Raw genomic sequence first — 25,980 nt, forward strand, 5'->3', positions numbered from 1 at the left:
CCGCCGACCCCCAGGCCCCCGTTTCAGACCACAGACTCACGACCCTGAGAGGGATTGACGCATAGTGCTCGACGTCAACTTCTTCGACGAGCTCCGGATCGGCCTGGCCACCGCTGACGACATTCGGCAGTGGAGCCATGGCGAGGTCAAGAAGCCCGAGACCATCAACTACCGCACCCTGAAGCCCGAAAAGGACGGACTCTTCTGCGAGAAGATCTTCGGTCCGACCCGGGACTGGGAGTGCTACTGCGGCAAGTACAAGCGCGTCCGCTTCAAGGGCATCATCTGCGAGCGCTGTGGCGTCGAGGTCACGCGTGCCAAGGTGCGCCGTGAGCGGATGGGCCACATCGAGCTGGCCGCCCCCGTCACCCACATCTGGTACTTCAAGGGCGTCCCGTCCCGTCTGGGCTACCTGCTGGACCTCGCCCCGAAGGACCTGGAGAAGGTCATCTACTTCGCGGCGTACATGATCACGTACGTCGACGAGGAGCGCCGCACCCGCGACCTGCCCTCCCTGGAGGCGCACGTCTCGGTCGAGCGTCAGCAGATCGAGAACCGCCGCGACTCCGACCTGGAGGCCCGCGCCAAGAAGCTCGAGACCGACCTGGCCGAGCTGGAGGCCGAGGGCGCCAAGGCCGACGTGCGCCGCAAGGTGCGCGAGGGTGCCGAGCGCGAGATGAAGCAGCTGCGCGACCGCGCGCAGCGCGAGATCGACCGCCTCGACGAGGTGTGGAACCGGTTCAAGAACCTCAAGGTCCAGGACCTCGAGGGCGACGAGCTGCTCTACCGCGAGCTGCGTGACCGCTTCGGCACGTACTTCGACGGCTCGATGGGTGCCGCGGCGCTGCAGAAGCGCCTGGAGTCCTTCGACCTCGAGGAGGAGGCCGAGAAGCTCCGCGAGATCATCCGCACCGGCAAGGGCCAGAAGAAGACCCGTGCGCTCAAGCGCCTGAAGGTCGTCTCCGCGTTCCTGCAGACGTCGAACAGCCCCAAGGGCATGGTCCTGGACTGCGTCCCGGTCATCCCGCCGGACCTGCGTCCGATGGTGCAGCTGGACGGTGGCCGCTTCGCGACCTCCGACCTGAACGACCTGTACCGCCGTGTCATCAACCGCAACAACCGCCTGAAGCGGCTTCTCGACCTCGGCGCGCCCGAGATCATCGTGAACAACGAGAAGCGCATGCTCCAGGAGGCGGTCGACGCCCTCTTCGACAACGGCCGTCGCGGTCGCCCGGTGACGGGCCCCGGCAACCGTCCGCTGAAGTCCCTCAGCGACATGCTGAAGGGCAAGCAGGGTCGATTCCGTCAGAACCTGCTCGGCAAGCGTGTCGACTACTCGGCGCGTTCCGTCATCGTCGTCGGCCCGCAGCTCAAGCTGCACCAGTGCGGTCTGCCCAAGGCGATGGCCCTGGAGCTGTTCAAGCCGTTCGTGATGAAGCGCCTGGTCGACCTGAACCACGCGCAGAACATCAAGTCGGCCAAGCGCATGGTCGAGCGCGGCCGCACCGTGGTGTACGACGTCCTCGAAGAGGTCATCGCCGAGCACCCGGTGCTGCTGAACCGTGCGCCCACCCTGCACCGCCTCGGCATCCAGGCCTTCGAGCCGCAGCTGGTCGAGGGCAAGGCCATCCAGATCCACCCGCTCGTCTGCACCGCGTTCAACGCGGACTTCGACGGTGACCAGATGGCCGTCCACCTGCCGCTCTCCGCGGAGGCGCAGGCCGAGGCCCGCATCCTGATGCTGTCCTCGAACAACATCCTCAAGCCCGCCGACGGCCGCCCGGTGACGATGCCGACCCAGGACATGGTCCTCGGTCTGTTCTTCCTCACCACCGACGGCGAGCTGCGTGACACCAAGGGCGAGGGCCGTGCGTTCGGCTCCACGGCCGAGGCGCTCATGGCGTTCGACGCCGGCGAGCTGGCGCTCCAGTCGGCCGTGGACATCCGCTTCCCGGTGGGCACCATCCCGCCGCGCGGCTGGACCCCGCCGGCGCAGGAGGAGGGCGAGCCGGAGTGGCAGCAGGGTGACACCTTCCGCCTGCGGACGACCCTGGGCCGCGCGCTCTTCAACGAGCTGCTGCCCGAGGACTACCCGTTCGTCGACTACTCGGTGGGCAAGAAGCAGCTCGGCGAGATCGTCAACGACCTGGCCGAGCGCTACCCCAAGGTCATCGTGGCGGCGACGCTCGACAACCTGAAGGCGGCCGGCTTCTACTGGGGCACCCGTTCCGGTGTCACCGTGGCCATCTCCGACGTCGTCGTCCCCGAGGCGAAGAAGGCCATCGTCGCGGGCTACGAGGCGCAGGACGAGAAGGTCCAGAAGCAGTACGAGCGCGGTCTGATCACCAAGGAAGAGCGCACTCAGGAGCTCATCGCGATCTGGACCAAGGCGACCAACGAGGTCGCCGAGGCGATGAACGAGAACTTCCCCAAGACCAACCCCATCTTCATGATGGTTGACTCGGGTGCCCGAGGAAACATGATGCAGATGCGGCAGATCGCCGGTATGCGTGGTCTGGTGTCGAACGCGAAGAACGAGACCATCCCGCGTCCGATCAAGGCCTCGTTCCGTGAGGGTCTGTCCGTGCTGGAGTACTTCATCTCCACGCACGGTGCCCGTAAGGGTCTGGCGGACACCGCTCTGCGTACCGCCGACTCGGGTTACCTCACCCGTCGTCTGGTCGACGTCTCGCAGGACGTCATCATCCGCGAGGAGGACTGCGGCACCGACCGCGGCCTCAAGCTCAAGATCGCGCTCCGCGACGCGGACGGCGTGCTGCGCAAGGCGGAGGACGTCGAGACGTCCGTGTACGCGCGCTGCCTCGCCGAGGACATCGTGGTCGACGGCCAGGTGCTGGCCCCGGCCGGCACCGACCTGGGCGACGTCCTCATCGAGGAGCTCGTCGGCCGTGGCGTCGAGGAGGTCAAGACCCGCTCGGTCCTGACCTGCGAGTCCGCCGTCGGTACCTGCGCGATGTGCTACGGCCGTTCGCTGGCCACCGGCAAGCTGGTCGACATCGGTGAGGCGGTCGGCATCATCGCCGCCCAGTCCATCGGTGAGCCCGGTACCCAGCTGACGATGCGTACCTTCCACACCGGTGGTGTGGCCGGTGACGACATCACCCAGGGTCTGCCGCGTGTCGTCGAGCTCTTCGAGGCCCGTACCCCGAAGGGTGTCGCCCCGATCTCCGAGGCCTCCGGCCGCGTGCGGATCGAGGAGACCGAGAAGACGAAGAAGCTCGTCGTCACCCCGGACGACGGCAGCGACGAGACGGCGTTCCCGATCTCCAAGCGCGCCAAGGTCCTGGTCCGCGAGGGCGACCACGTCGAGGTGGGCCAGCAGCTCACCGTGGGTGCCACCAACCCGCACGACGTGCTGCGCATCCTGGGTCAGCGTGCCGTCCAGGTCCACCTGGTCGGCGAGGTCCAGAAGGTCTACAACTCGCAGGGTGTGTCGATCCACGACAAGCACATCGAGATCATCATCCGGCAGATGCTCCGCCGTGTGACGATCATCGAGTCCGGCGACGCCGAGCTCCTGCCCGGTGAGCTGGTCGAGCGCTCGAAGTTCGAGACCGAGAACCGTCGTGTGGTCCAGGAGGGCGGTCACCCGGCCTCCGGTCGTCCGCAGCTGATGGGTATCACCAAGGCCTCGCTGGCGACGGAGTCCTGGCTGTCGGCCGCCTCCTTCCAGGAGACGACCCGAGTCCTGACGGATGCGGCGATCAACGCCAAGTCCGACAGCCTCATCGGCCTCAAGGAGAACGTCATCATCGGTAAGCTCATCCCGGCCGGTACGGGTCTGTCCCGCTACCGCAACATCCGGGTCGAGCCGACCGAGGAGGCCAAGGCCGCGATGTACTCGGCCGTCGGCTACGACGACATCGACTACTCGCCGTTCGGCACCGGCTCCGGCCAGGCCGTTCCGCTGGAGGACTACGACTACGGTCCGTACAACCAGTAAGCGGGCAGCATGAAGGGCGGCCACTCCGTTACGGGGTGGCCGCCCTTCGGCGTTCCCGGGGGTGTCAGCGGCGCAGGCCCAGATAGGGATCCAGGGCGCTGAGCCGGGTCTGGTGGTCCGGGTGGGTGGACAGCAGCCTGGCCAGGGTGCCGGGCTCCTTCAGCCGCTGGCCCTGCGCGGCCAGGGCCGCCTTCGCCGTGGCCTCCTCGGTCTGGAAGTGGTACAGCACCTCGGCCAGCTGCCGGGCGAAGCCCAGTTCGGCGGCCTGCTGGTCGGCGCGCAGCTCGCCGCGCCGGCCCGCGTAGGCCAGCAGGTACGGGGCGACCACGAGCGGGATCGTCACGTACCAGGCCGCCACGAACGCGGCGACCGCCATCAGCCCCATGAAGAGGACCAGGAAACCGGTCGCCGCCATGGAGAAGACGCTGGCGACCGCTATCGCGAACTTGGCCAGCGCCCGGGTCACCGCCCAGGCGATCCGGCCGGGCAGCGAGTACCAGTAGCCGAGCAGACCGGCCCAGGCGTGGCCGCCGGTGTGGTGTCCCAGCTCGTGCGCGAGTACGGCGGCCAGGTTGCTGCTCGGTATGCGGTTCAGGGAGTAGGTCGTGACGCCGACGACATGGCCGGCGACCGCCGCCGCGTTCAGCTCGTCGCTGTTCTCCACCATCAGCTCGTACGTGCCCTGCTCGATGCCCGCGCGGGCGGTCACCTCGTTCCAGACCGGCTCCAGCCGGGCCCGCTCCTCCCGGGTGGGCGGGCGCAGCTTGAGCACGTGCCGGGCGAAGGCCAGCTCGGTCGGCCGGTGGAAGACGAGCAGCCCCGAGGCGACCCAGGCCAGGATCACCAGGGTCCCCATGACGCTCCCGAGGACGCCGAGCGCGAGGGAGCTGACCAGGGCGAGGCTCACCAGGGCTCCCGGCAGCTGCACCGCCAGCCGCCCGATCGCGGTGGCGTCGGCGCCGCGCTGGTGCTCGGCGACGTGCCGGCGCGCACCGAGGTGGCGGTAGTCGAGGTCGTCCGGAGCGGGCACCGGCGGCGCGGCGGGCGCCTGCGGGGGCTGCGGGGGAGTGAGGCTGCCCGGGACGCCCTGGTGCGGTGCCTGCGGTGGCGGCCCGGAGACGGGCGCTCCCATCTGACCGGGGACGGCCGCCCCCGCGTGTCCGTGGGCAGGGGGTGCGGCCGCGGGGGCACCCGGGTGGGCAGGGCCGGCGGCCGGGTGACCCCGATCCGCGGTCGGGTAGGCCGGTGGCGCGCCCGGGTGGCCCTGGCCCGCGGTCGGGTAGACCGGCGGCCCGTCCGGGTGCTTGGGCTGCGTGGTCGGGTAGGCCGGGGGCGTGGCGAAATGCGAGGCCGTTTCGGCCAGGTGCGCCGGGTGGGCCGGGGGAGCGGTGGCGTGGCCCTGAGCTGCGGTCGGGTACTGCGGGACCGCGGGGTGGTGGCCCTGAGCCGCGGTCGGGTACTGCGGGGCCGTCTCCGGATAGGCGGGCCCGCCGGGGTACGGGGGCGGGGTCGCAGCGGGCCCTGCCGGGTACTGGGGGACGGCCGTGGTGTGGGCGTGCTCGCCCAGGTACTGCGGCGGCACGGCGGACGTCGGGTACTGCGGGGCAGCCGTCGGGTACGCGGGTTCAGCGGGGTAGGAGGGCGCCGCCGGGTACGGGGGAGCGGCCGCTCGGGGAGCGGGTTCGCCCGGGTACTGCGGTGGGGTCGCCGACGGTGCCCCCGGGTAGGCGGGCGGGGCCGGGACCGCGGCTTCGGGGCTCGGCGGCTCGGGGTACGGGGGAGGCGCGGACGGGTCGGGCGGCTGGGACATGGGTGGGGCTCCTTGGAGTGCGGGGACGTCAGCCGACGAGCGTGGCGGTGGGCAGCAGCAGGGCGCCGGCGCAGAAGGCGATCAGGCCGGTGCGGATCCACCGGTGCTTGGAGGCGGCGATCCGGCTGTTCTCGGCGAGCGCGGCCAGCAGGCCGACCGTGGGGTCACGGTCGGTGTCGGCGAGCGCCTCGGCCAGCCGGCCCGCCCGTACCGCCTGGTGGATGTCGCCGAAGTAGCACAGCGGGCGGCCCTCGGCCCACGACCCGGAGCGGTAGCGGGGCAGCACGGCGAGCAGCAGCGCGAGCAGCGACAGGGCCAGCCCCGTCGCCCCGGCCCACCACAGGGCGGTCCCGGCCGCGGAGAGCCGGCCCGGCGACCAGTTCCGCCCGGCGACCAGCCCGGTGAACAGTCCGGCCGTCATGCCCAGCGCGGCCACCAGGACGGAGGCCTTGGCGTCGGCCCGCGCGATCTCGTCGCGCAGCTCGGCGAGCAGCCGCTCCCCGGTGCGGTGGTCGGGGGAGGCGGGCGCGGCCGGGGGCGCGGTGGTGTCGGGGGAAGTCATGCCGACCCCGCCTCGGGGGGCTCCGCCTGGGGCGCGCCGGGCGCGGGCGGCACGGCCGGTGCGGGCCCGTCGGAGACGAGCGTCAGGGGAGGAGCGGCCGGTGCGGCCGGGGTCGGCGGCACGGTCGACGCAGGCGCGGGGGAAGCCTGCGCCGGCTGACCGTACGGAGGCTGCTCGTAACCCGGTTGCCCGTACGACGGCTGCCCTTGAGGCGGCTGCGCGTAAGGCTGCCCCTGGGACGGCTGGCCGTAAGGCTGTGCCTGCGGCGGTTGACCGTACGGCGGCTGTGCCTGTGGGGGCTGGCCGTACGGTGGCTGCTCGTACGGCGGTTGGCCGTAGGGCGCCGGCGGCTGGCCGGGTTGCGGTGGGCCCGGGGCGTAGGGGCCTGGCGGGACGTACGGCTGCTGCGGGGGCATGCCCGGGGGGAGCGCCGGGGGCGCCGCCTGCTCGCGCATCAGGTCGTCCACGGAACGCAGCACGGAGCGGGCCGACTCGGCCTTCTGGAAGTCCTCCAGCGTGTCCCCGGCGATCAGTTCGAGTTCCTTGCGGATGGCGCCGAGCTGGTCCTTCTCCAGGGTGCCGATGACCATCCGGGTGTCCCTGGGGTGGGCCGCGAGGTGCAGCGCCCAGGCCGCGACGCCGCCGTGCTGGAGCCAGTACTGGTAGAACGCGATCTTCTGCGCCATCAGTTCCTGCGACTGCTGTTCGCGCTGCATGTCCCGCTGGTGCGACAGCTGTGCGTGGCGCACCAGGTACTCGTGCTCGGGGTCGAGCATCTCCGACTCGTAGCGCAGGGTCCGCTTGCGGCGGCGGTGGGCGATCGCGTCGTCGTCCAGGCGCAGCCGTACCACGCACGTGACGGTCAGACCGGTGCCCGCGGCGAAGCCGCCCTCCTCGACCGCCCGCTGGACGGCCCGTTCGGCGGCCGGGCTGTCCTCGATGGGGAAGCGCCGGGTGACCGGGCGTGCCGCCTGGTGGAGTTCGCGGGTGAGCCGGGTCGGCACGTCCCGTTCGCCGCTCGCGACGAAGGCGATCGGGTCCGCCACCCGCCAGGTGAGGTCGGCGGTCGCGCCGAAGGAGAACGCGTCGTCGTCACTGGGCAGTTCGAGTTCGAGCTGGACCGGGTGGCTGCCCATGTCCACCTCGTACACCGAGGTGTAGCGACGGGTCGCGGCCTCCGTGCGGCTGGGGCGGTTCGGCGGCATGTAGACGTCGTACGAGCCGCTCGCCGTGACGAAGACCAGGGCGTGGTCGATCGCGCCGACCTGGCGGCGGGCGGTGTAGTCGAAGCGTGAGATCGGGCGTACGGTCAGCACCGGGTCGACCAGTGCCGTGTGCCGGTCGGCGTTCTGCGTCCACTCCGGCGGTCGGCGGAAGTCCGCCATGGCTCAACTCCTCTTGTTCCTCTGTGTCTTTCAGTGCGCGGCCGGCGCCGGGCGCAGCACCTTGAGCAGGTGTTCGGCCAGCGGCGGGTGCGGGCTTCCGTCCTCCGCGCGCATGGTGCGCAGTTCGTGGTCGAGGCGCTTGCGGTCGTCCGCGGTGACGACCAGCGCGGGCAGCAGCAGTTCCAGGGCCGTGGCGGCGTCCGCGCGGCGGGCGGCGACGTGCACCCAGGTCTGGAGGGCGTCCAGCGCCTGCCGGGTGTGGGTCAGGTCGTTGAGCGCGGTGCGCCACAGGGTGGCCATGTCGCGGGCCGTGTCCCCCTGGTACATGCCGGTCTCGGCGTACCAGCCGACCAGCGCGCCGTCCTCGTAGTTGTCGCAGGCGAGGGTGAAGGCGGCCAGGGCGAGGTCGCGGACCGCGGGGGTGTCCCGGTACAGCAGCCGCACGAACTCCGCGAGCACCTCTCCGCGGCGCTGGCCGGCGGACAGCAGCAGGGCCGCGGACTCGGTGAGGTTGTTCTGCTCGGCCTCGCTGCTGGCGTCGACGCGGGCGCGGGAGGCCAGCGCGTCGAGGGCCGGCCCGGCCAGGTCGGGGCGGAGCGGGGCGAGCAGGCCGAGGGCGCGGATGGCGGTCCAGCGCCGTCCCCACTGGCCGTCGTTGCACCACTGGGTGAGCAGCCTGAGGACGACCGGAGCGCCGAGGAGCTGGGCCAGCGTGAGGGTGTTGGCGGCGGTGACCCGCGGTCCGACGGCCCGGGAGGTCGCCCAGCCGTCCACGAGCAGGGCCATCGTCGAGGGCAGGTCGGCGGCGGCGAGCAGGGCGGCGGCCGCGGCGGCCCGGGTGCGGACCAGGGGGCGGCCGTCACGGGCGAGTTGTCTGAGCCAGTCGACCAGGGCGGGGCGGGCCGAGGGGTGGCTGGTCCACACCTCGGTGAGCAGGACCTGGGGGGTGCGCTCGTCCCGGAAGGCGGCCATGAACTGCGGCACCGGCCCCCAGTCGGTCTGCTCCTGCCGTACCTCGCCGCCGGCCCGCGCGAGGACGAGGCGGTCCTTGGCGGCCGGTCCGAACACCGGGATCGTCGGCGGCCGTTCGGGGTGCTGCAGCCGTTCGAAGTGTACGAACAGCTTGTCGGCGAGCTCGGCGGCGAGGACGTAGGGCGCCTGGTCGAAGACGGCGAGCGCGACGAGGAAGGCCTTCTCGCGCAGCCCGGTGTCCGGGTCGCCGAGCCAGTTCCGGCACTGCTTCTCCACCGCGGCCTGCCCGAAGTCGGCGAGCCGTGCCAGCGCTTCGGGACTGCCGTCGTACGCGGCCAGCGCCTCGGCGAACGCGGCGGCCTCGGCCGGATGGCGCTCGGCCTCGGTGAGGAAGGCGGTGACCGGCGGGAGCGCGAACAGGGCGTCGGCGTCGTCCGGTCTGCGCCGGCGGAGCAGGGCCCGTACGACGTCCTCGGCGGGCGGCGGTGTCCAGGGGCAGGGGGTGACGCCGGGCAGGTGGGGCGAGTTCTCGACGGTGACGACGAGGTAGCCGCCGGTCTTGACGAGCTGGTCGCGGGCCGCGAAGAGGTGGGTGTCGCGCAGCGGCCGGTTGCGGCTGAGGGGCAGGTCGCGCAGGACGTAGCCGCCGGGCTGGGTGAGCGCTCCGCTCAGGGCGGCGGGCGCGGTCTCGGGGCTGAGCGCGTGTACGGCCGTGACGGCCAGGCGGTGCACCAGCATCAGTGCGGCGGCGTTGCGGCCGGTGGCGTGGGCGCCGGAGAGGACGAGCACCCGTTCCTCGCGTAACCGTTCCAGCGCGGTGGTGAAGGCGGCTCCTTCGGCGAAGACGGCGGCCAGCTCCGCTATCTGCTCGGGGGGGATCTCGCCGGAGGCGTCGGGCGTGGCGCCCGGGGCGTGGTGGTGGTGATGGGTCTCGCTCCGGCCGCCCATGTAGACGTCGCCGTCGACGCGGCCGCCGGAGACGCCGTGCTGGGCGCCGCCGACCATGCTGCCGCCGAAGCGGGAGCCGTCGCCGAGGAAGAAGCCGGGGGTGTGCGAGACCAGCTCGCGCTGGGCGGCCCGGGCCTCCTGGGTGCCCTCCGCCTCCGGCTCCGTGCCGGGGTCGTACGCCTGGTCGTCGGCGGGGGCCTGGGGCCGCTGCGCCGAGGGGCCGGGAGGCGCCTGGCCGGGCGTGGGCTGCTTGGGGGCGGCCGCGGCCGCAGCGGCGCCGCTCACGCCCCCTCACCCGCCGTTCCGCCCAGGTGCACGTCCCCGGTGACCTGGCCGCCGGACACCCCGTGCTGGTCCCCGGCGACGAGGCTGCCGCCGAACCGGGGCGAGCCGCCGCCGAAGTCGAACACGGCCCCGCCGGCCGCCCGGGGCTTCGCCCGGTCCGGCGTGGCCATGGCCCCGGTCGGTGCCCCCGGTGCCGGTACGTCCCCCGCCGTGGCCGGCACCGGGGGTTCCCCCGTGTCACCGTGGTTCGTGGTGCCGCCCGGCACCGGGCCGTGGAGCCAGGCGCGCAGCGGCCCGTTCTTGCTGGTCAGGGTCACCGGGTGGAAGTCGGCGGCCGGGACGCCGTGGTGGTCGTGGCGTACGACCCCCGTGTGCACGCCCTCCGACACGCACAGCGCGAAGCCGTCGGCCCGCTCCCGCAGCGCGGCGCGCAGCAGCGGGGCGTCGAGCAGCCGGCAGGCGTGGTTCAGGTCCGAGCCGACCCAGCCGCCGTGCTCGTCGACGGCCACGTAGCCCGTGGCGACCACCCCGCGCAGCCGGATCTGCGCCGAACTCGACGCCAGCCGGTTGTAGCCGTGCAGCTGGGCCGGCACCTCGGTGAGCAGGGCCCGCAGCAGCGCCGTGACGGAGGCCCCGGCGTCGATCATCTCCATGACGGAGTCGCCCCGGTCGGCCCGCATCCGCCGTGTCCCGTCGATGCCGGCGCGTTCCAGGGCCTGGTCGGCGATGTTGTAGAGCACGCGCCGCAGATACGCCTGCTCGACGTCGTCGCGGTCGCTGTACTTCTCGATGTCGAGCAGGAGCATCGTCCGGCTCACGGGGTCGTTCATGGTCGCCTCTCGGGTTGCCGTGCTGGGTCGGGGCCGCGCCCACCGTCAGAAGGGTGGCGCGGGGGACGGAAGGGGCGTGAGGACGGATGACCCACTCGAACTGTGACCGTGTGCACAGAAGCCCGGGCGCCTAGGGCAGGCGCCCGCGTGCGCCGCTCGCCGAGTCGCCCCCGCGCGCGATCCGGCGCAGCACGTCCGGCCGTACGATCACGAGCGCCCGGCGGCCGGTGCGGACCACGTCACGCTCCCGCAGGTCCTTCAGCAGCCGCTGCACCGCCTCGCGCGAGGCGCCCACCGAGCCGGCGAGCTCCTGCTTGCTCAGCGGCACGGAGAGCACGACACCGTCGGCGGTGCGCCGGCCGTGGGTGCGGGCGAGGTCGAGCAGGAGGGTGGCGAACCGTTCCTTGACGGTCATGGAGGCGAACTCCAGGCGGCGCCGGTCGGCGGCCCGGGTACGGTCCGAGGTGAGGCCGAGCAGGGCGAAGGAGACGGCGGGCGAACCGGCCAGGAACTCGGTGAAGCGCTCGCGCTGGACGGCCACGGCCCGCACGCGTTCCAGCGCGGTGACGGTGGCCGAGCGGGTCCGGCCGGTCAGCGCGGCCGACTCGCCGACGATGTCGCCGGGGCCGCGCAGCGCCAGCAGCGCCTCGTAGCCGCTGGCGGCCGCCGCCGTGACCTTGGTCCAGCCGTGCAGGACGAACAGCACGTGCGAGGACGGCTCCCGCTGGCGCAGCAGCACACCGCGCGGCGCGAAGTCCAGCTCGTGGCCGAGGGCCAGCAGCCCGGCCCGGTCGCCCTTCTCCAGGCGGGCCAGGAACGGCACCCGGTCGTCGAGGGCGTCGTCGCCCGGTGTCTCGTCCCGTGTCTGCCGTGGTAACGCGTGCGGTATGTCCCCCGTCATGGAACCCTCATCCCCCGAGCCGGACAGCGACCGCTCAACGTACAGAAGCGAGGAGCTCCGCGAGGAGGGAACGGCCGGGATTCACCGGGAAGCGGCACATGCCCCGGGATGGGAACCCGGACAAGTCTGGCGTGTCGGGGTGGACACCATTTGTTTTGACCGAAGTCCTTGAGGTAGGTACGCTCAGACCTTGTGCCTGGGGTGTGCCCTGGCTCCTGTGCGTGCCTTCAAACCGCACGGCGAGCCGCGATCGGCCACCGTAATTCGCGCCCTTCCCGCCTAGCGGCGGGGATCTACCGGATTCGACACACCCGACCGCGTGGGTCGGAGACGTTCCAGGTTAGCTGTACTCATCGGCACACAGAAACCGGAGAAGTAGTGCCTACGATCCAGCAGCTGGTCCGTAAGGGCCGGCAGGACAAGGTCGAGAAGAACAAGACGCCCGCACTCGAGGGTTCCCCTCAGCGTCGTGGCGTCTGCACGCGTGTGTTCACGACCACCCCGAAGAAGCCGAACTCGGCCCTCCGCAAGGTCGCGCGTGTGCGTCTGACCAGCGGCATCGAGGTCACGGCCTACATTCCGGGTGAGGGACACAACCTGCAGGAGCACTCCATCGTGCTCGTGCGCGGCGGCCGTGTGAAGGACCTGCCGGGTGTTCGCTACAAGATCATCCGCGGTTCGCTCGACACCCAGGGTGTCAAGAACCGCAAGCAGGCCCGCAGCCGCTACGGCGCCAAGAAGGAGAAGTAAGAATGCCTCGTAAGGGCCCCGCCCCGAAGCGCCCGGTCATCATCGACCCGGTCTACGGTTCTCCTCTTGTCACGTCGCTCATCAACAAGGTGCTGCTGAACGGCAAGCGCTCCACCGCCGAGCGCATCGTCTACGGCGCCATGGAGGGTCTGCGTGAGAAGACGGGCAACGACCCGATCATCACGCTGAAGCGCGCGCTGGAGAACATCAAGCCGACCCTCGAGGTCAAGTCCCGCCGTGTCGGTGGTGCGACGTACCAGGTCCCGATCGAGGTCAAGCCCGGTCGCGCCAACACGCTCGCGCTGCGCTGGCTGGTCGGTTACTCCCGCGCCCGTCGCGAGAAGACCATGACCGAGCGTCTGCTCAACGAGCTTCTCGACGCCTCCAACGGCCTGGGTGCCGCTGTGAAGAAGCGCGAGGACACGCACAAGATGGCCGAGTCCAACAAGGCCTTCGCGCACTACCGCTGGTAGTCGCTACCCACATCGAGACCGAGAGAAGACTGAAGCCTTATGGCTACCACTTCACTTGACCTGGCCAAGGTCCGCAACATCGGGATCATGGCCCACATCGACGCGGGCAAGACGACCACCACCGAGCGGATCCTGTTCTACACCGGTGTGTCGTACAAGATCGGTGAGGTCCACGACGGCGCTGCCACCATGGACTGGATGGAGCAGGAGCAGGAGCGTGGCATCACGATCACCTCTGCTGCCACCACCTGCCACTGGCCGCTGGAGGACGTCGACCACACCATCAACATCATCGACACGCCCGGGCACGTCGACTTCACCGTAGAGGTGGAGCGCTCCCTGCGTGTGCTCGACGGTGCCGTGACGGTGTTCGACGGTGTCGCCGGCGTTGAGCCGCAGTCCGAGACCGTGTGGCGTCAGGCGGACCGCTACGGCGTTCCGCGTATTTGCTTCGTCAACAAGCTCGACCGCACCGGTGCCGAGTTCCACCGCTGTGTCGACATGATCATCGACCGCCTTGGTGCGCAGCCGATCGTCATGCAGCTCCCGATCGGTGCCGAGGCCGACTTCAAGGGCGTCGTGGACCTGGTCCGCATGAAGGCGCTCGTGTGGTCCGCCGAGGCGACCAAGGGTGAGATGTACGACGTCGTCGACATCCCCGACACGCACACCGAGGCCGCCGAGGAGTGGCGCGGCAAGCTGGTCGAGGCCGTCGCCGAGAACGACGAAGAGATCATGGAGCTGTTCCTGGAGGGCCAGGAGCCCACCGAGGAGCAGCTGTACGCCGCGATCCGTCGTATCACCATCGCCTCCGGCAAGGGCACCGGCACCACCATCACCCCGGTGTTCTGCGGTACCGCGTTCAAGAACAAGGGCGTTCAGCCCCTGCTCGACGCGGTCGTGCGCTACCTGCCGTCCCCGGTCGACATCGAGGCCATCGAGGGCCACGACGTCAAGGACCCCGAGGTCGTCGTCAAGCGCAAGCCGTCCGACGAGGAGCCCCTCTCGGCGCTGGCGTTCAAGATCATGAGCGACCCGCACCTCGGCAAGCTCACCTTCGTCCGGGTCTACTCGGGCCGCCTGGAGTCCGGCACCTCGGTGCTGAACTCCGTCAAGGGCAAGAAGGAGCGCATCGGCAAGATCTACCGCATGCACGCCAACAAGCGTGAGGAGATCGACTCGGTGGGCGCCGGCGACATCGTCGCCGTCATGGGCCTGAAGCAGACCACCACCGGTGAGACGCTGTCCGACGACAAGAACCCGGTCATCCTGGAGTCCATGGACTTCCCGGCGCCGGTCATCCAGGTCGCCATCGAGCCCAAGTCGAAGGGTGACCAGGAGAAGCTGGGCGTCGCGATCCAGCGCCTGGCCGAGGAGGACCCGTCCTTCCAGGTCCACTCGGACGAGGAGACCGGCCAGACCATCATCGGTGGTATGGGCGAGCTGCACCTCGAGGTGCTGGTCGACCGTATGCGCCGTGAGTTCAAGGTCGAGGCCAACGTCGGCAAGCCGCAGGTGGCCTACCGCGAGACGATCCGCAAGGCCGTCGAGCGCGTCGACTTCACCCACAAGAAGCAGACCGGTGGTACCGGTCAGTTCGCGAAGGTGCAGATCGGCATCGAGCCGCTCGAGGGTGGCGACACCTCGTACGAGTTCGTGAACAAGGTGACCGGTGGTCGTATCCCGAAGGAGTACATCCCTTCGGTCGACGCCGGTGCGCAGGAGGCCATGCAGTTCGGCATCCTCGCCGGTTACGAGATGACCGGCGTGCGCGTCATCCTCCACGACGGTGCCTACCACGAGGTCGACTCCTCCGAGCTCGCCTTCAAGATCGCCGGTTCGCAGGCCTTCAAGGAGGCCGCGCGCAAGGCTTCGCCCGTGCTGCTCGAGCCGATGATGGCCGTCGAGGTCACCACGCCCGAGGACTACATGGGTGAGGTCATCGGCGACATCAACTCCCGCCGTGGCCAGATTCAGGCCATGGAGGAGCGGGCTGGTGCCCGCGTCGTGAAGGGCCTCGTGCCCCTGTCGGAGATGTTCGGCTACGTCGGCGACCTCCGCAGCAAGACGTCGGGTCGCGCAAGCTACTCGATGCAGTTCGACTCCTACGCCGAGGTTCCGCGGAACGTCGCCGAGGAGATCATCGCGAAGGCCAAGGGCGAGTAACGCACCGCGTTCACACGCCGTAGGCTTGACTCCGGAGCCTCAAGGGGCAAACAGCCGTAAACGCGGATGTTCGCCCCGGGTTCCGGGCTATCCAGCAAAGATCACCTGGCGCCGATGAAGTAAGGCGTACAGAACCACTCCACAGGAGGACCCCAGTGGCGAAGGCGAAGTTCGAGCGGACTAAGCCGCACGTCAACATCGGCACCATCGGTCACATCGACCACGGTAAGACGACCCTCACGGCCGCCATTACCAAGGTGCTGCACGACGCTCACCCGGACCTGAACGAGGCCACCCCGTTCGACAACATCGACAAGGCTCCTGAGGAGCGCCAGCGCGGTATCACCATCTCCATCGCGCACGTCGAGTACCAGACCGAGGCGCGTCACTACGCCCACGTCGACTGCCCGGGTCACGCGGACTACATCAAGAACATGATCACGGGTGCGGCGCAGATGGACGGCGCCATCCTCGTGGTCGCCGCCACCGACGGCCCGATGCCGCAGACCAAGGAGCACGTGCTCCTGGCCCGCCAGGTCGGCGTTCCGTACATCGTCGTCGCCCTGAACAAGGCCGACATGGTGGACGACGAGGAGATCATGGAGCTCGTCGAGCTCGAGGTTCGTGAGCTCCTCTCCGAGTACGAGTTCCCGGGCGACGACCTGCCGGTCGTTCGTGTCTCCGCGCTGAAGGCGCTCGAGGGCGACGCCCAGTGGACCCAGTCGGTCCTGGACCTCATGAACGCCGTCGACACCGCGATCCCGGAGCCGGAGCGCGACGTCGACAAGCCGTTCCTGATGCCGATCGAGGACGTCTTCACGATCACCGGTCGCGGTACGGTCGTCACCGGCCGTATCGAGCGTGGTGTCCTCAAGGTCAACGAGACCGTCGACATCATCGGCATCAAGACCGAGAAGACCACCACCACGGTCACCGGCATCGAGATGTTCCGCAAGCTGCTCGACGAGGGCCAGGCCGGTGAGAACGTCGGTCTGCTGCTCCGCGGCATCAAGCGCGAGGACGTCGAGCGCGGCCAGGTCATCATCAAGCCGGGCTCGGTCACCCCGCACACCGAGTTCGAGGCGCAGGCCTACATCCTGTCCAAGGACGAGGGTGGCCGCCACACGCCGTTCTTCAACAACTACCGCCCGCAGTTCTACTTCCGTACGACGGACGTGACCGGCGTGGTGACCCTCCCCGAGGGCACCGAGATGGTCATGCCGGGTGACAACACCGAGATGAAGGTGGAGCTCATCCAGCCCGTCGCCATGGAGGAGGGCCTGAAGTTCGCCATCCGTGAGGGTGGTCGCACCGTGGGCGCCGGCCAGGTCACCAAGATCGTCAAGTAGGTTCCGCCTGCCTGAAGGTCACTGACTGACCAGGAGAGGCCCGTACGACTTCGGTCGTACGGGCCTCTTCGCCGTTCCCGTGCGGTGGCGGGCCGCACACGTACGGCATCATGACCGGTGCCCCGGTCCCGCCCAGCGAAGGGTTCACACCGCGTGAGTACCGTCCCGCCCGCCGAAGGACCCGACGAGGGACCGGACGAACCATCGTCCTCCATATCCGACGAGCAGTGGGCGGCCTTCCTGCGGGACGCGGGCCGCAGCGGCGGGCCCGCCGCCCCGAAGGAGCCGTCGGCCCGCGCCAGGACGACGGCCCGGCGGCTCCGGGGCCTGTTCGGGCAGCGCCCCCGGCGGCCGAGGGCGGGCGCGCTGCGCGGCAGGGCGACCGCCGCGGTGCCGTGGCTGGCGGCGGGGGCCGTGGTGCTCCTGGGCGCCTACCAGATGGACCTGCTCTCCTGGTTCGGCCCGCCCGCCTCCGGCCCGGCTGAGGCCGTGGCCCTGCGAGGCGGCGGTACCTCCGACGGCGACCACTGCGGAGCCAGGGGCTACCACTACTTCCCGCTCCCCGCGGACGCCTCCGCGCCCCCGCCGGAGGAGTCCCCCGACCGCCTCGGGCCCGGCCCCCAGCTCACCCTCGGCTCCTACGGCTACGAGCGCCTGTCCCGCGCCCCCGGCCACTTCACCGTCGGGCTGCTGTTCGGGCCGGGCCCCAAGGGCACCCTGAAGCTGTCCCGGACCCTGGGCGGCGAGGGCGTCGCGGTGGAGATCGAGGGCCCGCACGGACTGGTCGCCGGCGCACACGGCCTGCCGGTCGCCTGGAGCACCCGGGCCGTTCCCGGCGACAGGACCCACGTCGACCTGACCGGCGGTGGCGGCGGCGAGGTCGTCCTGCCGCTGAAGGCCCTGTGCCCCGGCTACGACGCCCACGACGTGACGCAGGGGCTCATGACACCGGTCGACTCCCACAACACCATCACCGGCCAGCCGCGCTACACCCTGATCGTCTCGGTCCGCGACCCCGCCGTCGGCGCCTCCCGCACCGCCCGCGCCCTCCCACGAGGGGGAGACCTCCTCACCACCAACAACCTGGTACCGAAGGGGCCCTGACCGGGCACGGGTGTGGTGGGACCCGCTCCCGGTCCGCTCAGCGGTAGCGGATGACGTGCAGCCGGTGGACGCCCGTCGGGTCGAAGGACACCGGCTCATCCGAGGAACCGTCGACGACCATGACTCCGGTGTCCAGCCGGACGGCGGTCACCAGCAGGCCCACCGCCTCACGGCCGCGGCCGTCGGTGCGGCGCACCCACACCAGGGCGCGGGCGCCGACCGGCAGCGTCGACAGCGTCTCCATCGTCGTCTGCCAGTCCGGATGCTCGGACACGGACCGCACCTCGCCGAGTTCCGCGAGCGTCGGCCCGTACCACGACGCATGGGCCGGAGCCGGCGGCGCCGGGAGGTTCGCCGTGCCGGGCTCCTCGCCGGCGTCCCAGCGGGCGAGCCAGGCCCAGGGGTCCGAGTTGGGCAGGCCGAAGGGCGCGGAATCGTCCTTCGGTACGACCACCGTCGCGTCCAGCGTGGCGTCCTGCCAGTGCCCGTCGGCGAGGAACCGCCTGCTGTTGCAGGAGAACACCCAGCCGCGCCGCGTCTCGTCCTGGGCGGTCGGCCGGTCCAGGTCCACCTGTCCGCGGTAGGCGTCGTCGAGCCACAGCCGGGCCTTCTCGACCGCCGAGGCGAAGTCCGGCGCCGCTCGCCGCCAGGGGGCACGCGGGCCCGCGGACGCCCCGGGAACGGCCCGCAGCAGGATCAGCTCGCGCAGCAGCGGTGCCGTGTCGAGTCGGGCGAGCGAGGACGTCAGGCCGTCGAGCAGGACGACCTGGCCCTTGTTGTTGTGCGCGTACAGCAGGTTGCCCGTGGCCTCGTGGCCGTCGATCTCGCGCCGTACCCAGATCACCCCTCGGGTGTCGGGCCCCGGCTCACCGACGGCCTTGATCACGTCGTCCCAGTCCCCGACGGCAACCCGCTCGAACTCCGGGAAGTAGCGACGCCCGAGCCGAGCCCACCAGCCGGGGGCCTCGTCCGCGGGGCGCCAGGGCAGGGGGGCGGACGGCGTGCCGTTGATCGCGGAGTGAAGGGCGATCACACAGCCGCGTGCGTTGATCCTGCGCGGCTGACCCTCGACGCGGTGTGCCGCTTCCTGTGGCGGTGCCGGCTCAAGATCCGAGAGCGGGGAACTCGGCGCAGGGTGGAACAGCGGGCCGCCGTCCTTGGGGACGACGACAGAGGACGCGAGCATCGGGGTGGTGGGGTAGCCGGGCTGGGGCATGGTTCGGCAGGCGAACATCCAGGCGGTGGCAGTCTCATGCACAGGCTGGGGAGCGGAGAGTTCGACGAGCCCCCCGTAGGTGTTGTTCAGCCACGTGGCCGCTCGCTGTACTGCGTTCATCGCGGGAACTCCCTGGGCGGCCAGTCGCCGGAAGCCCTGCGGCTCATGTAGTCGTCCACGGGAATGATGCTCGGAGGGAAGTGAGCCTTCCCTCCGTCGTGCGGAACGACGACGACACTGGTGATGGGGGACTGCAGCCAGTCCTGGGTCTCGATGTGTTCCCTGAAGTCGAAGTGAATCAGCCAGCCATAGGGACAGTCGACGCTTTTCTCCGGAAACAGGACGATGGAGTCCGCCTTCTCGGGATACACCCTCTTGAGGAGTGCAGTGGCGGAATCCACCGCGTCGTTTCGGGTCATCATTTATGGAGCCCCCTTGCCGTACGGCACGTGCATGATTTCCTTCGCGTCTTTCTCCAGTAGGCCCAGCGTTCCGCTTTGACCGTCAAGGAAAACCACTCCGTGTGGCGTGTGCACTGCATTGAAGAAATGCCCGGAATCTCCGCGACCGATGAAGACGGCGCTTCTGGCGCCCTCGCCTCGCGCGTTGAGGTCGCGGATGATGTCATCGTAACTGTCCACCTTGTGCCAAGCGGTCGCCGGGTCCTTGACCCCGAGGGGCTCGAGCGGAAGGTGTCCGGGGCCCTCCCTGCGTGCCGCGCTGGCCTCGATGCCGTCCAAACGGTGGTTCACCGTGACCGTGGTGTGCGCACAGTTCTGGGTGTACCCGTCCTCCCAGCGGTTATTGATGTCCTTCAACCACGGGTACTGGTCGTCAAGGAATTCCTGGGCGATTTTCGGATCCACCGAATCGTAGTGAATCGCTTTCTCCGACACATGGTCCGTGGACTGCGCCAGTTCGCTCCACTTGCTGCCTGCGGCGCCACCCTCGGCCGCGTGTTCCAGACCCCCCTTGGCCATGTTCGCGGCCGTGACCTCCGCGCCCTCCTCGGCCGCGGTGCGCAGGCCGCCGGCGGCCAGGCCGGCGCCGTCGGTGCCGATCAGCTGGGGGATGAGCCGGCCCGTGAACTCGGAAGGGTCCTTCTCGAATCCGTCCACGACGGCCTTGACCACCCGCTCGGGATGCGCCGCCGTCGAGACCAGGCCGGAGAGCGTCGTGGAGACGCCCTGCAGGTATTCGGCAGGGTGGGTCAGGTTGTACGGGTCCATCGGGTCGAGGCCGCGCACGAAGTCGACCAGCCCGGCCGCGCCCTTGACCACACCGCCGGCGACGTGCAGCAGCTCGGTGTTCGCGGCCTGGTAGCCGTCGACGAGGTCGTGGCCGAGGCGGTCCAGGGGCGGGGGCTCGGCGGGAGCGTGGGCCAGGGCCGCCTTGATCCTGGCGTTGGCGGTGGAGGCCGCGGTGTTGCGCTGCTTCCGGGCCTCGCCGAGCTTCTCCCGCGCCGCCTCGATGTCGTCCTTGCCGGGATCGTGGAACGGCTCCGGCTCGGGCCCGGGGTCCTCGTCCGCCTTGATCTTGGCGTTGTAGGCGTCGATGCGCTTGTTGTACGCGCTGATCGCCTTCTCCGACGCCTGCTTGCCCCGCTTGTACAGCTCGATGGCGTCCTTGGCCTGCCCCTGCGCCCACTTCACGGTCCCCGCGTAGGCCTGCAGGGCGTTCGACGCCGACTCGCAGGCGTCGGCCGCGTGGAGCCACTTCGCCGGGTGCACGCCGAGGCTCTTGCGGAACGCGTCGCCGCCCTCGCCCTTCCAGCCGGAGGAGTCGACCCGCTTCAGGCCGGAGCTGACCTTCTCGAAGGCGGTGAAGAAGTTCTTCAGGTGCTTGGCGGCGTCCACGATCCGGCCGTGGTCGCCGTGGACGAGGTCCTTGGGGTCGTCGCTCTCGCCGAGCTGCTGCTCGCCGGGCGTGGCGCCGAGGTCGGATGCGATCTCGTCGCCCCAGTCGTCCACCTTGTCGGCCGCGCCGTGGAAGCCGGCGCTGTCGAGGCCGTGGCCGAGCTCGTGGGCACCCCAGTCGATGCCCGTGCCGACGGCCTTCTTGGTGTCGTCGACGAACTTCCCGCCCTTGTCCAAGGCCCAGTTGGCGCCGTCCTCCAGGCCGCCCGCGATGTCCCCGAGAACGCCCATCAGCCCTCACCCTCGCCCTGCTGGGTCCGCGCCCGCTCCTCGGGGGAGGGGCCGAAGGTGTCGTCGAGGAACTGGTTGTACTGCGTGTCCGACACGCCGAAGGCGCGGTGCATGTCCTCGGGGTTGATGCCCGGCATGCCGGTGACGTGGGAGGTCATCACGTCCCGGCCCGCGTCCTTCCAGCCCTGGAGGCTGTTGTCGTAGGCCTGCTCGAAGGACTTCCCGCTGTAGTCCGGGTGCAGATCCTGTGTGGCGATCTCTCCCCAGCCCTGCTTGGTGACCTCGTCCTCCGACGCGTGCGGATTGCCGATCAGCGAGTTCAGCCCGATCTTGAGGGTGCCCGAGACGTACTGGTCGGTCTCGTAGTACGTGCCGGCCGACATCCCCGTCTTCACGGCCAGCGCGTTGCCCTCGTTGATCAGCGAGCGCACGCCCCACTCCCATCGCTCGCAGAACGAGTGGAAGGTGCCCGTGAGGCTCTCGTCGCCCAGTTCCAGGCCGGTGAGCTCCAGCTCCTCGAATCCCCGGCCCGCACCAGCCATGCCGACCATGCCGAGGTCCTTCAGCTCCGCCAGGGCCAGAGTCAGCCCCTGCGCGATCTCGTCCAGCCCTCCGGTCGCGAGGTCCTCGCCGCCTGCCTGCGGCCCTGCGCCCCCGTTCACCGCTGCTCCTCCGTCCGGCCGGTCACGGCCGCGTCATCCCTGTGTCCCCTGTGTCCTCTGTTCACCGCGACCGCGTCGGGCACGATTCCGGCCACCGGCGGGAACAGCACCGCCCGCTCCGCTCCGTCGACCACGTCCAGCACCACGCCGCAGGGCACTCCCGCCTCGGGGACCGCCACGTCGAGGAGCCGGGACCCGAGCACCCTCTGGTACGTCCACTCGTCGTGTCCCTCGTCCCCGGCCAGCGCGTAGCGGGCGAGCGCCGGCTCGTCGGAGAAGGCCAGGATCCAGCGCACCCCGCCGAAATCGGCGGTCAGCCAGCCGTCGTCCCGCACCGGGACCAGTACGGCCGTGTCCCGGAAGGCCGCCAGCGTCTCGAGGAACCGGAGCCGCCGCGCCTCGGCCTCCGCCCTGGCGTCCCCGAGAGGCCGTGCGGCCTCGTCGCGTGCCACGGGTGCCGGCCGGGCCGGTGCCTGTGCGGCGGTCGCCGGGGAAGCGGCGGTCGCCGGGGAAGCGGCGGTCGCCGGGGAAAGGGACGGCGCGGGATCTGCCTGCGCGGCGGATGCGGGTGGGACGTGCTCGTCGGCCGCGGAACCCGCCATGTCCGCGTATTCGGCGAGTCGCGAGCGCCGCACGGGTGCCCGACCGCCGCCCCCTGGGTCAGTCATGCGCCAAACGGTGGCACAGCGACGATCTTGGTTTCCACTCGTGCCTTCCGCTGCACACGGCACCCTGACGGTGGGCACGGGACCTTCACACCCCGCCCGCCTCCGCCCCCGGTTTGACCTACGTCACCTTCGGGGTAATCTCTTCGGCTCGATTGGCGGAGCCCCCGCCCCATATGGCAGACTGTCGGAGTTGCTCGGTCGAGTGTTGATGCTGTGCGCCTCCCGCCGGGAGGACCGGAAGCGAGTCCCACAGTACTCGTCGTCCTAACTGCCCTCGGGCAGCACTGGGACGGACGTACGGGAATCTTCCGGGAAGTGTCAGCGCGGCACCGGCCAGGCACCCGGTGGGCCTTTCGCCCTCGGTCTGCGGTTCCGGAAGGGCCGTGTGCATTCCCGCAGGGATGTTCGAACAAGGGACATCTGTGTCAGCGGGAGCGCGACACGCCCGACCGCGTGGGTCGGAGCGAAGCAAGGAAACACCGGGTTCCAGAGCGTTAGAAGAGACAGGACTACTGAGTAGCCATGGCGGGACAGAAGATCCGCATCCGGCTCAAGGCCTACGACCACGAGGTCATCGACTCCTCGGCGAAGAAGATCGTCGAGACGGTGACCCGCACTGGTGCGTCGGTCGCGGGCCCGGTGCCGCTGCCCACTGAGAAGAACGTGTACTGCGTCATCAAGTCGCCGCACAAGTACAAGGACTCGCGCGAGCACTTCGAGATGCGCACGCACAAGCGCCTGATCGACATTCTCGACCCGACCCCCAAGACCGTTGACTCTCTGATGCGACTCGACCTCCCGGCCGGTGTCGACATCGAGATCAAGCTCTGAGGCTGGTGGGCTGAGAATGGCTAAGCAGATCAAGGGCATCCTGGGCGAGAAGCTCGGCATGACGCAGGTGTGGGACGAGAACAACCGTGTTGTTCCGGTCACCGTCGTCAAGGCCGGCCCCAACGTCGTCACCCAGGTCCGTACGAACGATGTCGACGGCTACGAGTCCGTCCAGATCGCCTTCGGCGAGATCGACCCGCGCAAGGTGAACAAGCCCCTCAAGGGCCACTTCGCCAAGGCCGACGTCACTCCCCGCCGCCACCTCGTCGAGATCCGTACCGCTGACGCCGGCGAGTACACCCTCGGCCAGGAGATCACCGCCGAGGTGTTCGAGGCCGGCATCAAGGTCGACGTGACCGGCAAGAGCAAGGGCAAGGGCTTCGCCGGTGTCATGAAGCGTCACAACTTCAAGGGCCTCGGCGCCGGACACGGCACCCAGCGCAAGCACCGCTCGCCCGGTTCCATCGGTGGCTGCGCCACCCCGGGCCGCGTGTTCAAGGGCCTCCGCATGGCGGGTCGCATGGGCAACGAGCGGGTCACCACCCAGAACCTGACCGTCCACGCCGTTGACGCGGAGAAGGGTCTGCTGCTCATCAAGGGCGCGGTTCCCGGTCCGAACGGCGGCCTCGTCCTGGTCCGCACCGCGGCCAAGGGGGCCTGAGGTAACCGATGAGCACTGTTGACATCCTTTCGCCGGCGGGCGAGAAGGCCGGTTCCGTCGAGCTCCCCGCGGAGATCTTCGACGTGGAGAAGATCAGCATTCCGCTGATCCACCAGGTCGTCGTCGCGCAGCTGGCCGCTGCCCGTCAGGGCACGCACAAGACCAAGACCCGTGGCGAAGTCCGTGGTGGCGGCAAGAAGCCGTACCGCCAGAAGGGCACCGGCCGCGCCCGTCAGGGCTCGACCCGCGCGCCGCAGTTCGCCGGTGGTGGCGTCGTGCACGGTCCCGTGCCGCGTGACTACTCGCAGCGCACCCCGAAGAAGATGAAGGCCGCGGCCCTGCGCCACGCCCTCACCGACCGGGCGCGTCACAACCGCATCCACGTCGTCTCCGGCGTGGTCGAGGGCGCGAACCCCTCCACGAAGGCCGCCAGGTCGCTGTTCGGCAAGATCTCGGAGCGCAAGAACCTGCTCCTGGTCGTCGACCGCGCCGACGAGGCCGCGTGGCTGTCCGCCCGCAACCTGCCCCAGGTCCACATCCTGGAGCCGGGCCAGCTGAACACGTACGACGTTCTCGTCTCGGACGACGTGGTCTTCACCCAGGCCGCTTTCGAGTCCTTCGTGTCTGGCCCCAAGGCCGCTGACACCGAAGGGAGCGAGGCCTGATGGCTACGCGTCACCCGAGCATTGCCTCGAAGGCCGCCAAGGCCGCCAAGGCCGCGCGCGTCGCCAAGGCGCGTCGCCACGCCACCGAGGGCAAGAACACCGTCGAGACCCCGCTGAGCAAGTCGTACACGGACCCCCGTGACGTCCTGCTGAAGCCGGTCGTCTCGGAGAAGAGCTACGCGCTCCTCGACGAGAACAAGTACACGTTCATCGTCGACCCGAACGCCAACAAGACCCAGATCAAGCAGGCCGTCCAGGCGGTCTTCTCGGTCAAGGTCACCGGGGTCAACACGATCAACCGCCAGGGCAAGCGCAAGCGCACGAAGACCGGCTTCGGTCAGCGCGCCGGCAGCAAGCGCGCGATCGTGACCCTCGCCGAGGGCGACCGTATCGACATCTTCGGCGGTCCGACCGCGTAAGCGGGTCGGATCGTCCGATATCGGACGAGGACTGAGAAATGGGAATCCGCAAGTACAAGCCGACTACGCCGGGCCGTCGTGGCGCCAGCGTCGCCGACTTCGTCGAGGTCACGCGGTCCACGCCGGAGAAGTCGCTGGTCCGCCCCCTGCACAGCAAGGGCGGCCGTAACAACGCCGGTCGTGTGACCGTTCGCCACCAGGGTGGCGGACACAAGCGCGCCTACCGCGTGATCGACTTCCGTCGTCACGACAAGGACGGCGTGCCGGCGAAGGTCGCGCACATCGAGTACGACCCCAACCGCACCGCGCGCATCGCGCTGCTGCACTACGCCGACGGCGAGAAGCGCTACATCCTCGCCCCGCGCAACCTGCAGCAGGGTGACCGCGTCGAGAACGGTCCCGGGGCCGACATCAAGCCGGGCAACAACCTGGCCCTCCGCAACATCCCGGTCGGTACCACGATCCACGCGATCGAGCTCCGTCCCGGTGGCGGTGCCAAGTTCGCCCGTTCCGCCGGTGCCTCCGTGCAGCTGCTCGCGAAGGAGGGCGCCTACGCCCACCTGCGCATGCCGTCCGGCGAGATCCGTCTCGTCGACGTCCGCTGCCGCGCCACCGTCGGCGAGGTCGGCAACGCCGAGCAGAGCAACATCAACTGGGGTAAGGCCGGCCGTAAGCGGTGGCTGGGCGTTCGCCCGACCGTCCGTGGTGTCGTGATGAACCCGGTTGACCACCCGCACGGTGGTGGTGAGGGCCGGACCTCCGGTGGTCGCCACCCTGTGTCCCCGTGGGGCAAGAAGGAAGGCCGTACTCGTTCGCCCAAGAAGGCGTCGAACAAGTACATCGTCCGCCGCCGCAAGACGAACAAGAAGCGCTAAGGACGGGTTGAGATGCCTCGTAGCCTGAAGAAGGGGCCCTTCGTCGACGACCACCTGATCAAGAAGGTGGACGCCCAGAACGAAGCCGGCACCAAGAACGTCATCAAGACCTGGTCCCGTCGCTCCATGATCGTCCCGGCCATGCTCGGCCACACGCTCGCGGTGCACAACGGCAAGACCCACATCCCGGTGTTCGTCACCGAGTCGATGGTCGGCCACAAGCTCGGCGAGTTCTCGCCGACGCGCACCTTCCGGGGCCACGTCAAGGAAGACCGGAAGTCGAAGCGCCGCTAGTAGCGGATCGCATTCAGACACGTAAGTAACTGAGAGGGACAAC

At 70.0% G+C, this 25,980-nt stretch carries 23 protein-coding genes; 12 read left to right on the plus strand and 11 right to left on the minus strand.

Features of this window, described 5'->3' with window-relative positions; genetic code table 11:
• Positions 1-64 precede the first annotated feature (64 nt).
• On the plus strand, positions 65-3,964 hold the full coding sequence (locus ACZ7FF_RS33515; RefSeq protein WP_470817073.1) for a DNA-directed RNA polymerase subunit beta': 3,900 nt from the start codon (positions 65-67) through the stop codon (positions 3,962-3,964).
• A 64-nt stretch (positions 3,965-4,028) separates the two neighbouring features.
• Here the strand turns inward: ACZ7FF_RS33515 and ACZ7FF_RS33520 are convergent, their stop codons facing one another.
• The 6 genes from ACZ7FF_RS33520 to ACZ7FF_RS33545 all read right to left on the minus strand — a co-directional run bounded on the left by ACZ7FF_RS33520 (position 4,029) and on the right by ACZ7FF_RS33545 (position 11,657).
• Entirely contained in the window at positions 4,029-5,774 is a 1,746-nt protein-coding gene (locus ACZ7FF_RS33520; protein ID WP_470817075.1) for a M48 family metalloprotease, read from the minus strand.
• A 28-nt stretch (positions 5,775-5,802) separates the two neighbouring features.
• The gene (locus tag ACZ7FF_RS33525) at positions 5,803-6,336 is read right to left on the minus strand and encodes a Pycsar system effector family protein (RefSeq protein WP_470817076.1); all 534 of its coding nucleotides are present in this window, start codon (positions 6,334-6,336) and stop codon (positions 5,803-5,805) included.
• On the minus strand, positions 6,333-7,721 hold the full coding sequence (locus ACZ7FF_RS33530; RefSeq protein ID WP_470817078.1) for a PE-PGRS family protein: 1,389 nt from the start codon (positions 7,719-7,721) through the stop codon (positions 6,333-6,335). Before ACZ7FF_RS33530 ends, ACZ7FF_RS33525 begins: the two co-directional genes overlap by 4 nt.
• 30 nt (positions 7,722-7,751) lie before the next feature.
• A complete protein-coding gene (locus ACZ7FF_RS33535; protein WP_470817080.1) occupies positions 7,752-9,926 on the minus strand; it encodes a hypothetical protein in 2,175 nt (724 codons plus the stop codon).
• A complete protein-coding gene (locus ACZ7FF_RS33540; protein ID WP_470817081.1) occupies positions 9,923-10,756 on the minus strand; it encodes a hypothetical protein in 834 nt (277 codons plus the stop codon). Before ACZ7FF_RS33540 ends, ACZ7FF_RS33535 begins: the two co-directional genes overlap by 4 nt.
• Positions 10,757-10,886: 130 nt before the next feature.
• Positions 10,887-11,657: a Crp/Fnr family transcriptional regulator gene (locus tag ACZ7FF_RS33545; RefSeq protein ID WP_470817083.1), complete on the minus strand. Its 771-nt coding sequence runs from the start codon at positions 11,655-11,657 to the stop codon at positions 10,887-10,889.
• 378 nt (positions 11,658-12,035) lie between these two features.
• Between ACZ7FF_RS33545 and rpsL the strand changes: the two genes are divergently transcribed.
• From rpsL to ACZ7FF_RS33570, 5 genes are all read left to right on the plus strand, one after another.
• On the plus strand, positions 12,036-12,407 hold the full coding sequence (rpsL, locus tag ACZ7FF_RS33550) for a 30S ribosomal protein S12 (protein ID WP_003948652.1): 372 nt from the start codon (positions 12,036-12,038) through the stop codon (positions 12,405-12,407).
• A 2-nt stretch (positions 12,408-12,409) separates the two neighbouring features.
• Complete coding sequence (rpsG, locus tag ACZ7FF_RS33555) at positions 12,410-12,880, plus strand: 30S ribosomal protein S7 (RefSeq protein WP_003992340.1); 471 nt, start codon at positions 12,410-12,412, stop codon at positions 12,878-12,880.
• A gap of 39 nt (positions 12,881-12,919) precedes the next feature.
• Positions 12,920-15,046 (plus strand): elongation factor G, encoded by a 2,127-nt coding sequence (gene fusA, locus ACZ7FF_RS33560; RefSeq protein WP_470817085.1) that lies wholly within the window; start codon positions 12,920-12,922, stop codon positions 15,044-15,046.
• 155 nt (positions 15,047-15,201) lie between these two features.
• Entirely contained in the window at positions 15,202-16,395 is a 1,194-nt protein-coding gene (gene tuf / locus ACZ7FF_RS33565) for an elongation factor Tu (protein ID WP_470817087.1), read from the plus strand.
• 153 nt (positions 16,396-16,548) lie between these two features.
• The gene (locus ACZ7FF_RS33570; protein ID WP_470817089.1) at positions 16,549-17,499 is read left to right on the plus strand and encodes a hypothetical protein; all 951 of its coding nucleotides are present in this window, start codon (positions 16,549-16,551) and stop codon (positions 17,497-17,499) included.
• Positions 17,500-17,536: 37 nt separating this feature from the next.
• On the opposite strand, the gene ACZ7FF_RS33575 is transcribed toward ACZ7FF_RS33570, so the two are convergent.
• The 5 genes from ACZ7FF_RS33575 to ACZ7FF_RS33595 are packed head-to-tail and all read right to left on the minus strand — an operon-like array spanning position 17,537 to position 22,192.
• The gene (locus ACZ7FF_RS33575; RefSeq protein ID WP_470817091.1) at positions 17,537-18,835 is read right to left on the minus strand and encodes a YrhB domain-containing protein; all 1,299 of its coding nucleotides are present in this window, start codon (positions 18,833-18,835) and stop codon (positions 17,537-17,539) included.
• Entirely contained in the window at positions 18,832-19,137 is a 306-nt protein-coding gene (locus ACZ7FF_RS33580; RefSeq protein WP_470817093.1) for a YrhB domain-containing protein, read from the minus strand. Before ACZ7FF_RS33580 ends, ACZ7FF_RS33575 begins: the two co-directional genes overlap by 4 nt.
• Positions 19,138-20,862 carry a putative T7SS-secreted protein gene (locus ACZ7FF_RS33585; protein ID WP_470817095.1) on the minus strand — a complete coding sequence of 575 codons (1,725 nt, stop codon included), beginning with the start codon at positions 20,860-20,862 and terminating at the stop codon, positions 19,138-19,140.
• On the minus strand, positions 20,862-21,524 hold the full coding sequence (locus ACZ7FF_RS33590; protein WP_470817097.1) for a hypothetical protein: 663 nt from the start codon (positions 21,522-21,524) through the stop codon (positions 20,862-20,864). Before ACZ7FF_RS33590 ends, ACZ7FF_RS33585 begins: the two co-directional genes overlap by 1 nt.
• Positions 21,521-22,192, minus strand: a complete 672-nt coding sequence (locus tag ACZ7FF_RS33595) for a hypothetical protein (RefSeq protein WP_470817098.1) — start codon at positions 22,190-22,192, stop codon at positions 21,521-21,523. Before ACZ7FF_RS33595 ends, ACZ7FF_RS33590 begins: the two co-directional genes overlap by 4 nt.
• A 522-nt stretch (positions 22,193-22,714) precedes the next feature.
• Here ACZ7FF_RS33595 and rpsJ point away from each other — a divergent pair.
• Genes rpsJ through rpsS form a run of 6 tightly spaced genes read left to right on the plus strand, consistent with a single transcriptional unit; the run spans position 22,715 to position 25,937 of the window.
• Positions 22,715-23,023 (plus strand): 30S ribosomal protein S10, encoded by a 309-nt coding sequence (rpsJ, locus tag ACZ7FF_RS33600; protein ID WP_003948644.1) that lies wholly within the window; start codon positions 22,715-22,717, stop codon positions 23,021-23,023.
• A 16-nt stretch (positions 23,024-23,039) separates the two neighbouring features.
• Positions 23,040-23,684, plus strand: coding sequence for a 50S ribosomal protein L3 (gene rplC, locus ACZ7FF_RS33605; protein ID WP_266560738.1), 645 nt, complete (start codon positions 23,040-23,042; stop codon positions 23,682-23,684).
• Positions 23,685-23,692: 8 nt separating this feature from the next.
• Complete coding sequence (gene rplD / locus ACZ7FF_RS33610) at positions 23,693-24,349, plus strand: 50S ribosomal protein L4 (RefSeq protein ID WP_470817099.1); 657 nt, start codon at positions 23,693-23,695, stop codon at positions 24,347-24,349.
• The gene (gene rplW, locus ACZ7FF_RS33615) at positions 24,349-24,768 is read left to right on the plus strand and encodes a 50S ribosomal protein L23 (RefSeq protein WP_145886671.1); all 420 of its coding nucleotides are present in this window, start codon (positions 24,349-24,351) and stop codon (positions 24,766-24,768) included. Before rplD ends, rplW begins: the two co-directional genes overlap by 1 nt.
• 38 nt (positions 24,769-24,806) lie before the next feature.
• The gene (gene rplB, locus ACZ7FF_RS33620; protein WP_018543909.1) at positions 24,807-25,643 is read left to right on the plus strand and encodes a 50S ribosomal protein L2; all 837 of its coding nucleotides are present in this window, start codon (positions 24,807-24,809) and stop codon (positions 25,641-25,643) included.
• 12 nt (positions 25,644-25,655) lie between these two features.
• A complete protein-coding gene (rpsS, locus tag ACZ7FF_RS33625; RefSeq protein ID WP_023547380.1) occupies positions 25,656-25,937 on the plus strand; it encodes a 30S ribosomal protein S19 in 282 nt (93 codons plus the stop codon).
• The last annotated feature ends 43 nt before the right edge of the window (positions 25,938-25,980 follow it).

The organism is Streptomyces sp. NPDC037126, from assembly GCF_055605965.1.

Bases quoted from the DNA above. Each gene is read 5' to 3' on its own strand.
- ACZ7FF_RS33575 (WP_470817091.1), bottom strand. From the start codon at position 18,835: ATGAACGCAGTACAGCGAGCGGCCACGTGGCTGAACAACACCTACGGG.
- rpsS (WP_023547380.1), top strand. From the start codon at position 25,656: ATGCCTCGTAGCCTGAAGAAGGGGCCCTTCGTCGACGACCACCTGATC.
- ACZ7FF_RS33525 (WP_470817076.1), bottom strand. From the start codon at position 6,336: ATGACTTCCCCCGACACCACCGCGCCCCCGGCCGCGCCCGCCTCCCCC.
- ACZ7FF_RS33520 (WP_470817075.1), bottom strand. From the start codon at position 5,774: ATGTCCCAGCCGCCCGACCCGTCCGCGCCTCCCCCGTACCCCGAGCCG.
- ACZ7FF_RS33580 (WP_470817093.1), bottom strand. From the start codon at position 19,137: ATGATGACCCGAAACGACGCGGTGGATTCCGCCACTGCACTCCTCAAG.
- rplC (WP_266560738.1), top strand. From the start codon at position 23,040: ATGGCTAAGCAGATCAAGGGCATCCTGGGCGAGAAGCTCGGCATGACG.
- ACZ7FF_RS33585 (WP_470817095.1), bottom strand. From the start codon at position 20,862: ATGGGCGTTCTCGGGGACATCGCGGGCGGCCTGGAGGACGGCGCCAAC.
- ACZ7FF_RS33595 (WP_470817098.1), bottom strand. From the start codon at position 22,192: ATGACTGACCCAGGGGGCGGCGGTCGGGCACCCGTGCGGCGCTCGCGA.
- ACZ7FF_RS33545 (WP_470817083.1), bottom strand. From the start codon at position 11,657: ATGACGGGGGACATACCGCACGCGTTACCACGGCAGACACGGGACGAG.
- rplD (WP_470817099.1), top strand. From the start codon at position 23,693: ATGAGCACTGTTGACATCCTTTCGCCGGCGGGCGAGAAGGCCGGTTCC.
- rplW (WP_145886671.1), top strand. From the start codon at position 24,349: ATGGCTACGCGTCACCCGAGCATTGCCTCGAAGGCCGCCAAGGCCGCC.
- ACZ7FF_RS33540 (WP_470817081.1), bottom strand. From the start codon at position 10,756: ATGAACGACCCCGTGAGCCGGACGATGCTCCTGCTCGACATCGAGAAG.
- rpsG (WP_003992340.1), top strand. From the start codon at position 12,410: ATGCCTCGTAAGGGCCCCGCCCCGAAGCGCCCGGTCATCATCGACCCG.
- ACZ7FF_RS33530 (WP_470817078.1), bottom strand. From the start codon at position 7,721: ATGGCGGACTTCCGCCGACCGCCGGAGTGGACGCAGAACGCCGACCGG.
- rplB (WP_018543909.1), top strand. From the start codon at position 24,807: ATGGGAATCCGCAAGTACAAGCCGACTACGCCGGGCCGTCGTGGCGCC.
- fusA (WP_470817085.1), top strand. From the start codon at position 12,920: ATGGCTACCACTTCACTTGACCTGGCCAAGGTCCGCAACATCGGGATC.
- rpsJ (WP_003948644.1), top strand. From the start codon at position 22,715: ATGGCGGGACAGAAGATCCGCATCCGGCTCAAGGCCTACGACCACGAG.